Below are 13,821 nucleotides of genomic sequence, written 5' to 3'. Positions count from 1 at the left end.
CGAATGAAATTTGCACACTTTTTTATTCAAAGACCCATATTTGCCTCTATGTTATCGCTATTGATATTAATAGTAGGCGCAATTTCACTTTTACAGTTGCCTGTGAGTGAATATCCAGAGGTTGTCCCTCCTACAGTGGTAGTTACAGCAAACTATCCTGGTGCGAACCCAAAAGTAATCGCAGAAACAGTTGCTACGCCTCTGGAGCAAGAAATTAATGGTACAGAAAACATGTTATATATGTTTTCGCAGGCAACCAGTGACGGCAGAATGACATTGACCGTAACCTTTGCTTTAGGTACGGACTTGGACAAAGCTCAGGTTCAAATTCAAAACCGCGTCACTACAGCTTTGCCCCGATTACCAGAAGCCGTCCAACGGTTAGGAGTTGTTGCCGAAAAAGCCTCTCCTGATCTCACTATGGTTGTGCATATATATTCTCCAGATTCTAGCCGTGAAGTCAGTTATTTAGCTAACTACGCTAATTTAAACTTGAAAGATGAGATAGCTCGGCTCGGAGGCGTTGGTGATGTGCGCCTTTTCGGTGGTGATGAGTACTCAATGCGCTTGTGGTTAAATCCAGATGAGCTCGCTTCTAGAAATCTAACCGTAATGGACGTTGTCTCAGCCGTCCGATCTCAAAACCAACAGGTGGCAGCAGGCTCATTAGGTGCGCAACCAGCCGCTAATGAAAACCAATTCCAAGTTTTGTTGAACGTAAAGGGCCGTTTGGAGAATATTGATGAATTCAACGACATTGTAGTAAAAGTTGACGAAACAGGGGCTTTGACACGTCTTAAAGACGTTGCACGCGTAGAGCTAGGTCAAAACTCTTATGCACTGCGCGCCTTGTTAAATGGTAAACCAGCGGTGGCGATGCCCGTATTCCAGCGCCCTGGTGCTAATGCTATTGAGCTATCTAATCAGGTTCGTTCAACCATGGACCGTTTACAAACAGCCTTTCCAGCTGGAGTTTCATATGAAATAGCCTACGACCCGACCGTCTTTGTTCGTGGTTCGATAGACGCGGTGGTTCATACTCTGCTAGAGGCAATTGTACTTGTTGTTGTCGTAGTCATTTTGTTTTTGCAAACATGGCGCGCGTCTATCATCCCTATCATTGCGGTGCCTGTTTCATTAATCGGTACGTTCGCCGTAATGCAAATGCTTGGAGTATCGATTAACACGCTTTCGTTGTTTGGGCTTGTTCTCGCCATAGGCATCGTCGTCGATGACGCCATTGTCGTCGTCGAAAACGTGGAACGGAACATCCATAATGGACTTGCACCACTAGAAGCAACGAAACAAGCAATGACCGAAGTTACCGGGCCAATTATTGCAATTGCTTTAGTGTTATGTGCGGTGTTCATCCCGACGACCTTTATTACAGGGTTATCCGGTCAGTTTTATAAGCAGTTCGCACTAACAATTACGATCTCGACGATTATTTCAGCAATTAACTCGTTGACGTTATCGCCTGCTTTATCAGCACTGCTATTACAAGATAAGAACGCAAAACCCGATCGGCTAACCAAGCTCTTGGATGCGGTTTTTGGTAAGTATGTTTTTGCGCCATTCAATAGAATTTTTGAGTATAGCTCGAACCAATATCAAGCTCTGGTCAAGAAGCTGATTCGCTATAGCCTTGTTGTTGTGGTGGTATACATTGCGTTACTCGGGGGAACGGTTTCTCTATTCAAAGCTGTTCCTGGAGGATTCATTCCTCAACAAGATAAGCAGTATTTAGTTGCGATCGCCCAACTTCCAGATGCAGCAAGTTTAGATCGAACAGAGTCCGTTATTAAAGAAATGGAAAACCTCGCGCTGGCAACACCTGGCGTAGCACAAACCATTTCTTTCCCAGGCTTATCGGTCAATGGTTTTACTAACAGTCCGAATAGTGGCATCGTTTTTGTTACGCTTGAGGACTTCGATAAACGAAATGATCCAACTCTCGGAGCAAATGCGATTGTTGCATCTTTGAATAAGAGCTTTTCAATCATTGATGAAGCCTTCGTTGCGATTTTTCCACCACCACCAATCCAAGGACTTGGCTCTACTGGCGGCTTTAAACTTCAAATCGAAGGCCGTGCGAACAAAGGGTTTGATGAGCTCTTCAAGCAATTGAACTTGATAATAAGTGAGGCATCAACAAGACCCGAGCTGATGGGATTATATTCTACATTTCGCATACAAGTGCCGCAGATGGACATCCAAATAGATCGTGAACAAGCGATGCTGCAAGGTGTTCCTCTAGAGCAGGTTTTTGATGCGCTTCAAGTTTATTTAGGATCATTATACGTCAATGACTTCAATATGTTTGGTAGAACATACAAAGTGAATGCCCAGGCAGACATGAACTATCGTCTCGAACCTGACCAAATACTTAACTACAAAGTAAGAAATGCTGCCGGACAAATGGTTCCTCTCGGCGCTGTACTGGAGATCATACCCACGATTGGGCCTGACCGCGTGATGCACTATAACGGCTACCCTAGTGCAGAACTAAACGGCAGTCCTGCTTTTGGTTACAGTTCAGATCAAGCCCAAACGGCTATTGAGGAAGTACTGGATAAAAACCTAGCAGAGGGAATGGTTTATGAATGGACTGATGTAACCTACCAGAAGATTTTGGCTGGTAACACGATGGTGTATATATTCCCACTTGTTGTTTTGTTAGTTTTCATGGTGCTAGCTTCGCAGTACGAGAGTTTAAAACTGCCATTCGCTATCATTTTGATCGTTCCTATGACCATTTTTTCTGCACTAGCAGGTGTTTGGTTCATTGGTGGTGACAACAATATATTCACACAAATTGCTTTGATTGTCCTTGTGGCTCTAGCGTGTAAAAATGCCATCTTGATGGTGGAGTTCGCTAAAGAACTTAAAGACAATGGCCAAGATACCTTATCAGCGATTTTGGAAGCATGTCGTTTACGTCTTCGGCCGATTCTAATGACATCAATTGCATTTACCGCTGGTGTTATTCCATTAATGATTGGTACAGGGGCCGGAGCGGAAATGCGACAAGCAATGGGTATTGCCGTATTCTCGGGTATGGTAGGCGTAACGGTATTTGGATTACTACTCACACCTGTTTTTTATATGTTAGTCAGTCGAAACAAAAAACGTCAAACACTATAACCATAATATAAATACTCATTTAAATTCATACTAAAGGGAGCTATTGCTCCCTTTTCTTTTGGTTATTAAGTATATTAATAATTTCTAGACAGAGCAGCAGTTATACATGAAACTAATACGCTAATATCTAACTTGGATAAACATTGTGGATTTAGCAAATAAACTACACCTGCTTTTAGAAGTCTCTAAAGCTGGATCTTTTGCAAAAGCAGCAGATGGGATGAATATCGACCGCTCTGTTTTATCTAAACACATCAAGCAGTTAGAAGAGCACTTAGGCGTTAGGCTATTAAACAGAACGACTCGCTCTCTTTCATTAACACAAGTAGGCAAGCAAATAGTAGAAAAAGCAGACCAAATATCTCAACTCCTTGATGATACTCAACAAATAGCGGAGAACTTTCAGACTGAGCCTTCAGGGAAAGTACGAATTTCAAGCTCAACATTATTTGGAAAACTCTATCTACAACCTTCGATAGAGAAGTTTTTACATAAGTACCCAAAAGCAAGTGTTGAACTAATGCTAGATGATCTTCATGTAGACGTGATTAGAAGTAATTTTGATATTGCTTTTCGAATCGGACCTATGAGGGATTCATCAATGGTAGCAAGAAAATTAGCAAAAAATACGACTGCAATCATTGCTTCTCGAAATTTAATTGAAAAACATGGTAACCCAGAAACGCCTGATGAGTTAGTTAAGCTACCTTTTATTATTTATTCAAATGGTAATTTTATTGTCGATAAACTTAAATTCTACGACAAAGCAAAATCAGATGGTTTAGATACATACCCAATATCAGGGTCATACATGGTAAATGAAGCTGAGCTAATAATTGAAAGCGTAAAGTCAGGTCTGGGCGCAGCACTTATAGGTCAATTTATGCTCCCTAATAACCTAGAGTCTTCTAATTTAGTTCAACTTTTACCAGAATATGAAACTCAAGATTTTGGTGATATTTATGCCATGTACTCACACCGTCAGCAATCACCATTGGTTAGGGCATTCATTGATATCGTTCAAGAAGAAATTGGCATACCACCAATATGGGAAAAGCATTTCAATAAAAGCTAGGTGATTCTATTTAACCAAAATTAACAGTAAATAAAAATCAAATAAAATCAATAATTTAAAACAGGAACATTTAAAATTCATAGAAGTTTAATGTTAAGTGAATTAAGTTCCATTCTAAATGGCGCTTAATTCACTAAATATAAAACATTCTTGATTTATAATACTAACAAATCCATCACCTATACAAGTTACGATGTATATTAAAGAAAAACACACCTCGGTCACTAGTTTGTTAGTATATAAAATATCTTATCTTATTTTTTTGGTTATTTATACGTTAGCAACGATTTATTTTAGCGTACAAATGGACAAAAGCACATCGGAGAACTCTCTTATAGAAATGACTCAAATAGCATTTGTGCTTTTTTCATCGTTAATGTGTTTGTATAAATCTAAGGAATATCTTGAACTCAAACACATATTAGTAATAATGTCTTCATTTTTTATGGTTATATTCGTTAGAGAAATGGACTACCACATAGAGCAGTATTTTCCTCACGGTTCATGGAAGTACCCTGCTTGGATTATAATAGTCTCGGTCTGTTATTTTTGTTTTAATAACATAGTTAACATAAAAAATGAGGTAAAATTTTTCATTTCTCATTCTAGCTTCACGACATTAACAATTGGATTTTTCATTGTTTTCTTATTCTCACGCTTTGCAGGGTATGGTGATTTTTGGGTCGAGTTCATGGGGAACTCATACAATAGAGATGTGAAAAACTTGGTTGAAGAAAGCTTAGAGTTACTAGGTTACGCGATACTTTTAAACGGTGTTTTACTTATTAAAGTAGAAAATCACTAAGTATAAATAAGAGTTCAGAGCTTGTAGTTCAAGCTTTGAACTTTTTGGTTAAAAAAAAGCAGCAAATTATATTTGCTGCAAATGATGAAAAAAACAATATGCGTAAGTTAACTTCCTAGCAATGGATGCGTTAACGAGTTAATAATAACGAACCGTAACAATTAAGTCTCGTTGAAAATAATCCATAAAGAATGGCATTTATTACACTGTTAATTATGTAACCTTATCTAATCTAGTTATCACACGCCGTCGTTTTTATATCTTATCTCTTTCCGTCAATAAATAGCTCTTCACCTCAGATCCCATTTATCATCCCACAACAGTCGGATTCACAACAAAGCAATAAAAATCAATAAATTATAAGTAGCCACTTAAAAAGTAAAAAGGAGTAAAAACGAAACTATGTCAGATAGAACATATTAAAGATCACCGACTCTAAGTAGAAAACCGTTCATACTCGTTACGCATACAATCAATAAAGACTTCCATCGCCGGCGTCACACACTTCCCAGCATGATAAGCACAGAGTGGCTTGATCATCTGTGAAAACTCGGTGAATTCAAGCTCTTGTAAACTGCCCTCTTGCAACTCTTTTTCAACCGTAAAACGAGGTAAGTAAGAGATACCAATATTACTCTCAACGCAATTTTTGATCGTATTAATACTGCTAAGTTCGATCATGTTGTCGATGCTAATATCACGCTCCTGAATAATGCTCTCAAACATCCGTCGAAAAAGGCACTTAGGGCCATTGCTTATAAACCCTAAATCAATATGTTGCTCTCTCTTCTTTAAATCTAGCCCTTTTAAAAGCGGTGAAGCAACCAATACCAGTGGCTCCTGCTCAAACTCGTGGACCTTGAGCGTATCGTCATTACCTACTCGATAAAACACACCTAAATCAGCTTTATCCGCTATCAACTCATCTCGAATCTGATAGCAATTTTGTGATTGCAGAGAGAGTCGGACATTGGGCGCCCTGATCCTGAACTCTTTTAAAACATTAGCCATCTTATAAGCAAGTTGAGTCTCAGCAACCAGCACTTTCAATTCACCGGTCGGCTCCGAGTTTTCTTGCTGTGCTGTTCCCTCAATATTTTCCATCACTCGCGCCAGTTCATAGACGTAAGGCAGTATCTTTTCTCCTGCTTGAGTCAAAACCATCTTACGCCCTATTTTTTCGAACAGCTGCAAAGACAGATCTTGTTCCAACTGCTTGATTTGAAAGGTGACGGTTGATTGCGTGCAATAAAGCTTCTGTGACGCTTTTAGAAACGATCCTTCTTCAACAATAGCTTTAAAAGTAAGAAAGCGTTTTAGATTCATGACTAGACTCCACAACCAACAGTTCAATAAATTAAAAGTCTAAGTTTTAATTTATTCAATTTTTTAATCAATTGTAGCGAAGTATAGTGCAGTAAAAACAGGAGAGATAGAGATGACCGCCATCTACACCGCATTTTTTACTTACGTAATCATTACTTCAATTACACCAGGGCCAAACAACATTTTATCGCTCAGCATCGCGACGCAATATGGACTAAAACGCTCTACAATAGTGATTTCGGGGATGTTTTGTGGCTATGTTGTTTTGATGCTACTTTGTGGCGCTTTCACGTATAACATGATCAGCCTCTTGCCCGTGATTACACCTTGGCTAACATGGATTGGAGCAGCTTACATTGTTTGGTTGGCTTGGGGGCTTGCTACGAGTGAGATCAAAACTTCATCGGATAATTCTAAAGGTATCAGTTTCTTAACAGGTTTAGGTTTGCAGTTCGTTAATGTGAAAATCATTCTTTATGGAATTACCTCTATTTCTACGTTCGTACTGCCCCACACTCAGAATATCTACTGGATCTTAGCGACTAGCCTCATTCTTGCTTTGATCGCACTTCTTAGCAACGTAGTTTGGGCCGTTGCAGGAAAGCTACTTCAATCGCAATTCCAGAGATATGGCAAAGTCATCAATATGAGCTTAGCAGCAGCTCTGATCTATTGTGCGACACAGTTATTTACTTAAGTATATAGTTGATCATCAAGAACAATATTGCTCTTCAACTTAGACGACTACGTTTATGTGAAGAGCAAATTCTGCTCTACAAATCGCTGCGGTTTCTCGTGCCCTTACTCGCTCCTCCCGCGCCTCCATACGGCAGTTTTTGAAGAAGTAGATTCAACGTCACTTAATCAACCTAAAGATACGAAATCTTGTTTAGCTATACATACACGGCCTTGGCGACCTCGGCAATAACTAAGCATTACTTAGTATACACAAATCAGAAAAACTAAGATAATCTTAGTCATCCAAGTCCTTCGTATGAACTTTAAGTGTTGTTTAATAACCCACTCCCAGCCCGCCTTAAGCATGCGCGTAAACAAGCGAATCTGTCCCAAAAAGCACTGGGCATCCGTATCGGCATGGATGATAGTTCTGCAAGTGCAAGGATGAACCAATACGAAAGGGAGCGCCATACTCCCGACGTAAAAACGCTCAAACTTATCGCAGATGAGCTAAACGTACCTCTAAACTATTTTTTTTGTGAAGATGAAATCACCGCTGAACTTGCTGTGAATCTCCACAAGCTGTCAAATGATGACAAGCAAAGAGTGCTTGAGAGCACAGCCCAGCTGATTGCGGACGCAATCGCCACGAAGTCGAGTACGTAATTGGGATTAAACGCCTAAGAATACGTATCAATACCAAAGAATCAAAGAGCATAACTAAGGGTTCAACATGGCTACAACAAAAGCACTTGTGGTTTTTTCCGGTGGGCAGGACTCTACGACCTGCTTAATCGATGCATTAAATAAATATGATGAGGTTCATGCTATAACGTTTGATTATGGCCAGCGTCATTCAGATGAAATAGATATCGCTATCGAATTAGGTAAGCAACTTAACATCAAAAGCCACAAAGTCCTGGATGTAAAATCAATTAATGAGTTAGCGATAAGCTCGCTGACAAGAGACAACATTCCGGTATCTAATGACTTAAGCGACGCTAACGTACCCAATACATTCGTTCCAGGGAGAAACATCCTCTTTCTTACTTACGCATGTATCCATGCTTACCAGCTCGGCATTCAAGACATCATTACGGGAGTTTGCGAAACAGACTTTAGTGGTTACCCTGACTGCCGAGACAACTTTATTCGCTCTCTAAATCTCTCTTGCAATTTAGGTATGGATAAAGCCTTCAATATTAAGACTCCTTTAATGTGGCTTACTAAAGCAGAGACCTGGGCTCTAGCTGATAAGCACAATATGTTGGAGTTTGTCCAAAACAATACGTTAACATGTTACAACGGAATCGTTGGTAAAGGCTGTGGTGAATGCCCAGCGTGCCTACTGCGACAAAGCGGCTTAGAAGAATACTTAGCGAGCAAATAGTCTTTGTTAACGGTAATAGCGGTGGGATGAAACCTTTTGCGTTAGCTTTTAAACGCTTTATCTCAGCGTGAAACTCCAGCCAACAGAGCTTCATTTTGATGCCGCCAGATTGGTGGCATCAATTAAATGCGAAACGATTGTCGAACCAAAGATAGCACCACACCACAGCAGTCAACACTTCTTAGCTTTTACAACGCTATAAACTGTTTAGATATATCGACAATGTTTCGATAGCAAAGCTACCTCGAATGATGACGAGTCTCTCGTCTAAGCAATACTCAAATATTTATGAGTTTGAACAGACAAACGCCAATTGCGGGCAATGCACGTATCAATACACAATTGCGTAGCACGAGGCTTCTGGCTAATTGGTTGTAGTGCAATGATAGTCTCAGCCGCTACGTTCGCATTTGCTAAAAGATCATCAAGGTGGTCGATGTCTTTCTGGGTACCGACTGGATGCTTAATCTCATTTGCCCGCTCTAACGCGCTATTAAGCACTGGTAATTTACCTTTCATTGCTACTTTTGGTGACACTGTCACCCACGTATTTTCTGAAGTAATCACTTCTGATGTGCCACTGGTTTCAATTTGGCATTGGCACCCCATATCTTCAAACGCCTTTGTTAAAGGGCGCAGATCATAAATACAAGGCTCTCCACCAGTAATCACGATATGCTTAGCATTAAAGCCTTGCTGTTGATATTGCTCTACGATGTTCTCGGCAGATGCAACACACCACGTCGGAGAGTCTTCCGTTTTCACCAGAATATCGCCTATTTGACGTTGATCATTCTCATCTGCATACCACGTTTGTTTGGTATCGCACCATGAGCAACCAACCGGACACTCTTGAAGCCGAACAAAAACAGCAGGGACTCCAGTGAAAACCCCTTCCCCTTGGATGGTTTCAAACATCTCATTTAGCTTATACAACGCAGAACTCACTCAACTCATAACATTTCGAGGCGAAGACCATAATGGACACGCGTGTCTAGGTCAATTTAAACCAAAAATTAATTGTTAAAATAGACCATTTTGTAGTTTCATAGCGTAATGAATATAGGTTTCTGGTTAACGTTAAACCAAGCCTTATTCACTGACAGCTCCCAAAAAACTTTAAGGTAAGAAATGATGTATAAACTGATCGCACTAGATATGGATGGCACGCTACTCAATAGTGATAAAGCCATTTCTGAAGAAAACAAACAAGCGATCGCAAAAGCTCGAGAAGCAGGCGTTACTGTCGTTCTCGCTTCTGGTCGCCCATTAGAAGGAATGCAAGACAAGCTCGACGAACTGAATATCCATTCCGATCGAGATTTTGTTCTTTACTACAACGGTTCGATGGTCAAGAACGTAGGCACAAACGACATCATCCACCAGCAAATCATAGAAGGTAAAGCTGCAAAATTGGTGGCGCGAAAAGCCGAAGAGCTAGGTGCGTACGTCCATGCTTTTAGTCAAGTTCATGGTTTAATCACCAACGAACACAACCCTTACACCGATATTGAAGCAAAGATAAATGGCTTAAATGTCACCGAGATGAACTTCGAATCACTAGAAGACGATCATCCAATCATCAAAGCTATGATGGTTGCAGAGCCAAGCAAACTAACAGAAGTTATAGCAGCACTGCCAGCTGAAATGCGCGAAGCGTTTACGGTTGTTCAAAGCGCTCCGTTTTTCCTTGAGTTTCTTAACCCTGTGAGCAACAAAGGTATTGGTGTTGCCGCAATTGCCGAGTATCTGGGAATTAAACCGGAAGAAGTTATCTGTATGGGTGACGCAGAAAATGACCACCACATGCTGAAATACGCTGGCCTTGGTATCGCGATGGCAAATGCAATGGAAGAAACCAAGCAAATCGCTGACTACATTACGGCAAGTAATGATGAGCACGGTGTCGCTAAAGCTATAGAAAAGTTCGTGCTCAATGCATAGCCCTTTCCGCCATGTCTGTTGCGTTAAGCCTCTTACGTTTAACACCCCTAGCCGTCCAAGATAGGCAAGCGGCGTTGTTCGTGGACTAAACGTGTAAAAGCCTTGCTGTAATGCAAGGCTTTGTTTTTACTAAAATACTAATAGATAACAAATACAGCCATCAATCTAGCAACGTTTTGCTCGGTTGGTTTTCACAAGTCAGCTGCCTTGCAAGCAGCATAAATAACAACATTAATAATGGATAATGTAACGTCGACAAGACTAATGACCACAAACCGCTAAACGATACGATATTAGCCGAGTACAAATAGAGTTGATCAACAAGCAACAATGCCAGCGTCACAAAGATCATCTGCCGAGTATCTAAATGTGCTTTTGACTCTTTAAATGTCATGACCAACGCTGATGCAGTGATTAAAATTGCTAGCCAGCGACCAAACACAGGTAATGGCCAGATGACGGAGATGACCGCTGTTGCCGCAGTCATAATTAACCAGACGCCTTTTGAGCTTAGAACTTGATCAACGTTCACATCTTGATTTGTTTCCAGTCGAAGAACATGCCAAGCCACCAAGCTGCCTAACAGCGCGCCAAATAACATATCTAAAATAAAGGCACTGCCGAGGAAAAACTTACCTAACACCACAGTAAGAGTGATGAACACGAAGACTGCCGTTGTTCCATTCAAACCAAAATACTGGGTTCTATGAAACAAGAACGTCAGCACACAAAACCACACAGCGATAGGCAAGCTAGGAAAACTAAAGCCAAAGCTGTGCGTTAACTCCATCATTGGTATATAGACATGTGGGCGCGGTAGCGAAAAGCCTTGTTGAGCGACAAGCACCATAAGCGACGTTGTACTAATTGCGAAAAAGAGTCGGTACACAAACCGGCTACCAAAGCGCATCATGGCAAAAGGAAATAGAAAGAGTAGTACCGTCGGTTCTATCAGATCTATAACGAGTTTCGAGATCTGACTAGCTACCTCGTAACTCGTTTCTGACAACGCCCCTACCCAACTCTGTAAATCTATCAGCCACGCCAATTCAACCTGACGAAATGAAGGCGCGGATTCGATCAACTGAGTCACATAAGATACTGATTGCTTGGTAGCTTGATCAAAAAACTGAGTGGCTTGTGGCCATTGCTCAGGATAACGATATAAAGATGATGGTAATTCAGATGGGCTAAGCAACATCGCTGACGCAACTTCTACTCCATAATGAGGGGCAAACCAAATAGGCAGTTCATTTCCACCTAAAGAATTATTCATAGAAAAAGCGATAATGTCAGAGTCTGATATACAGTCGTAAAAAACCGCAGTGTCCGTTCTGCCAAGCTCCTCTCCAACCGTAACCACTATACCGGTTTCTTCCCACGTTTCTCGTTGAGCAGCAACTTGTGGAGACTCACCATCAATAATGGTTCCGCCAGGTAGAGAAATCTTATCCGTTAATACTTCATGAACTAGCACTAACTTGTCATCAGCGCGAACAATACAGAGCGCTCCTTTAACTTCGCTCGCAGTGGCTTTAGCCGTAGAAATCGGTGAAACAGGTAACAAAATAAAACAAAGGATGAGTAATAACAGCTGTCTCAACACAAAATATGACCTTAAATAAACATAATGATAACCAATGAATCATGGCAGTTAATCTTATCTTTTTCGACAAAAATTAAGTAACGAGTTATGCCAAACTGAGTTGATCGCGTAAAACCTGATCTCAACGCTCACTGGAGAATAATTTAATGCAAACCTGACAAAAATCAGACAAAACATAAAATGTTGATCGCAATTCTGCCAGTTATATAAAGATAACGTCAGGACAAAGTCATACACATTTTGTGGGTTCTCATAGTTGACACAATAAAAAAGGGCTTATTATTCGCAAACAATAAACCCCAGTTATGGTAACTATGTACTGATCGTTGAAACCAAGAATGAATCTTATCTCATGGTCAACGAATCAAATTCACTGGCCCGATCGTTAGTTAGACGTGCAATTCGCATCGCCGACTTTTTGCCAAACACCCCAAGGCCCTGAGTCTGCTGGATTATCACCTTGAGTCCACCACTGCGCTTGCCAAACTTTACCATTCCAAGTAACCGTATCTCCTTTGAGATACACTAAGCTGGCTTGCCATACAGTTTTACAGCTATCTGTGGGAGGCGTTGTCACCGTTTTCGCTTGAGCGGATACTAACGCTTGGTATTGTGTGCTGGTCTTATCAACGTTGAAGTTCAAAGCCACTCTTGATTCTCCGCTCTGAGTAGCACCAAATTCAACATCAACACGACAACTTGCATTCATTGCTAACGTCGCCTGAGAGCACTGATCATTGGCAATAACAGCTGCATCAGTAACACCCGAAGCAAACGCGCGAACATTTTCCACAGTGAACGTGGTGTTCCCTGAATTCTGGATAACAAAGCTATGTTGCTGTAACTCCCCAACATTAAATGATGCCAGTGTCTGTTCGGTGGTGTATCCAACAGAAACATTTTCTTTTGGTGGTGTTGCTGTTCCGATAACACCATCGACAAAATTGCGCATAGCAGCGATATCGCTATAAACCCCATACATACCAGGACGAGCACAACCTATTCCCCAACTGACCACACCAAGTTGAGTAATTACACCACTGCGATTAATGACGATTGGACCACCACTATCTCCCTGACAAGAATCTATCCCACCTTGAGGAATACCCGCACAGAATGACACTTCTCCAACCGTTGTGTAGTTGCCACCGGCTTGACGGCAAGTCATATCCGACACAAGTGGGACGTCAACCTCTTGCAATCGAGACGGAGAGCTTCCTCCTTCAGAAGTTCGCCCTAAGCCAGCAACACTAAGCCAATCTCCGATGCTCGCGTATTGCGTTAGACTGCCATTCGCAATCTCAACTGAAGAAACACCTTGAGGCACTGAGTCGAGCTTCAATACCGCGAGGTCATGAGAAAGCGTCGCGCGGCGATATGCCGGGTGCATATGGATCTCACTGACGTTTGCACGAACACCGTCACTACCGTTATAAACAACGCCACCGATTTTAACCGCTATCTGATTCGGAGAATCACCCTCAACACAATGCGCAGCAGTCAGGACGTAACCATTCCCGATATAACTGGCCCCACAATATGATCGGTTACCATAACGACTAACAATTTGGGTGTAGAATTTCCAGTCACGTGGGTCGGCAGTTACTCCGCCTACGATCTGGGGTTGGATAGTATGATTTTGCGTCTGTGACAAATCATCAGCACTTGCGAACATTGGCAAAACGGCTAAAGCAAGTAACGATTTTATTAGTTTCAAAATATTGTCCTCTTGTTTTTGTAAGCACGATCCTCGTGCTACTAATAAACAAGCAGACAAAAACGCCGATACCAATGTGGGTGCATATCAATTTGTTAACATTGCGAGCAACTTATAGAGAAAAGTCTATTGACGA

General features: G+C 41.3%; 10 protein-coding genes. 6 read left to right on the top strand and 4 right to left on the bottom strand.

Annotated elements, in window-relative coordinates; all coding sequences use genetic code 11:
* Positions 1 to 3: 3 nt before the first annotated feature.
* Both R7Q39_RS17790 and R7Q39_RS17785 read left to right on the top strand, forming a co-directional pair.
* Entirely contained in the window at positions 4 to 3,144 is a 3,141-nt protein-coding gene (locus R7Q39_RS17790) for an efflux RND transporter permease subunit (RefSeq protein ID WP_170897337.1), read from the top strand.
* A gap of 145 nt (positions 3,145 to 3,289) precedes the next feature.
* Positions 3,290 to 4,219, top strand: a complete 930-nt coding sequence (locus tag R7Q39_RS17785; RefSeq protein ID WP_025768139.1) for a LysR family transcriptional regulator — start codon at positions 3,290 to 3,292, stop codon at positions 4,217 to 4,219.
* Between the two features lie 1,240 nt (positions 4,220 to 5,459).
* Here R7Q39_RS17785 and R7Q39_RS17780 read toward each other — a convergent pair.
* The gene (locus R7Q39_RS17780) at positions 5,460 to 6,350 is read right to left on the bottom strand and encodes a LysR family transcriptional regulator (protein ID WP_170897336.1); all 891 of its coding nucleotides are present in this window, start codon (positions 6,348 to 6,350) and stop codon (positions 5,460 to 5,462) included.
* 112 nt (positions 6,351 to 6,462) lie between these two features.
* On the opposite strand from R7Q39_RS17780, the gene eamB reads away from it, so the two are divergent.
* From eamB to queC, 3 genes are all read left to right on the top strand, one after another.
* A complete protein-coding gene (eamB, locus tag R7Q39_RS17775; RefSeq protein ID WP_318076509.1) occupies positions 6,463 to 7,047 on the top strand; it encodes a cysteine/O-acetylserine transporter in 585 nt (194 codons plus the stop codon).
* A gap of 308 nt (positions 7,048 to 7,355) precedes the next feature.
* A complete protein-coding gene (locus R7Q39_RS17770) occupies positions 7,356 to 7,694 on the top strand; it encodes a helix-turn-helix domain-containing protein (RefSeq protein ID WP_005388200.1) in 339 nt (112 codons plus the stop codon).
* A gap of 67 nt (positions 7,695 to 7,761) precedes the next feature.
* Positions 7,762 to 8,418: a 7-cyano-7-deazaguanine synthase QueC gene (gene queC, locus R7Q39_RS17765; protein ID WP_213965647.1), complete on the top strand. Its 657-nt coding sequence runs from the start codon at positions 7,762 to 7,764 to the stop codon at positions 8,416 to 8,418.
* A 267-nt stretch (positions 8,419 to 8,685) separates the two neighbouring features.
* Here queC and queE read toward each other — a convergent pair whose 3' ends face one another.
* Entirely contained in the window at positions 8,686 to 9,336 is a 651-nt protein-coding gene (queE, locus tag R7Q39_RS17760; RefSeq protein WP_005377296.1) for a 7-carboxy-7-deazaguanine synthase QueE, read from the bottom strand.
* Positions 9,337 to 9,552: 216 nt separating this feature from the next.
* Between queE and R7Q39_RS17755 the strand changes: the two genes are divergently transcribed.
* Positions 9,553 to 10,362 (top strand): Cof-type HAD-IIB family hydrolase, encoded by an 810-nt coding sequence (locus tag R7Q39_RS17755; protein WP_318076513.1) that lies wholly within the window; start codon positions 9,553 to 9,555, stop codon positions 10,360 to 10,362.
* A gap of 160 nt (positions 10,363 to 10,522) precedes the next feature.
* Here R7Q39_RS17755 and R7Q39_RS17750 read toward each other — a convergent pair whose 3' ends face one another.
* Together R7Q39_RS17750 and R7Q39_RS17745 are read right to left on the bottom strand one after the other, a co-directional pair.
* Positions 10,523 to 11,968, bottom strand: coding sequence for a bifunctional NUDIX hydrolase/phosphatase PAP2 family protein (locus R7Q39_RS17750; RefSeq protein ID WP_213986812.1), 1,446 nt, complete (start codon positions 11,966 to 11,968; stop codon positions 10,523 to 10,525).
* Between the two features lie 385 nt (positions 11,969 to 12,353).
* On the bottom strand, positions 12,354 to 13,685 hold the full coding sequence (locus R7Q39_RS17745; RefSeq protein WP_318076508.1) for a trypsin-like serine protease: 1,332 nt from the start codon (positions 13,683 to 13,685) through the stop codon (positions 12,354 to 12,356).
* Between the last annotated feature and the right edge of the window lie 136 nt (positions 13,686 to 13,821).

The organism is Vibrio sp. 947, from assembly GCF_033339115.1.
In the GTDB taxonomy this organism is placed as follows: Bacteria; Pseudomonadota; Gammaproteobacteria; order Enterobacterales; family Vibrionaceae; genus Vibrio; species Vibrio alginolyticus.
The sequence above is the reverse complement of the archived record's forward strand: the minus strand, read 5'-3'. Positions and strand labels throughout refer to the sequence as shown.

Bases quoted from the DNA above. Each gene is read 5' to 3' on its own strand.
- R7Q39_RS17790 (WP_170897337.1), top strand. From the start codon at position 4: ATGAAATTTGCACACTTTTTTATTCAAAGACCCATATTTGCCTCTATG.
- R7Q39_RS17780 (WP_170897336.1), bottom strand. From the start codon at position 6,350: ATGAATCTAAAACGCTTTCTTACTTTTAAAGCTATTGTTGAAGAAGGA.
- eamB (WP_318076509.1), top strand. From the start codon at position 6,463: ATGACCGCCATCTACACCGCATTTTTTACTTACGTAATCATTACTTCA.
- queC (WP_213965647.1), top strand. From the start codon at position 7,762: ATGGCTACAACAAAAGCACTTGTGGTTTTTTCCGGTGGGCAGGACTCT.
- queE (WP_005377296.1), bottom strand. From the start codon at position 9,336: ATGTTTGAAACCATCCAAGGGGAAGGGGTTTTCACTGGAGTCCCTGCT.
- R7Q39_RS17755 (WP_318076513.1), top strand. From the start codon at position 9,553: ATGTATAAACTGATCGCACTAGATATGGATGGCACGCTACTCAATAGT.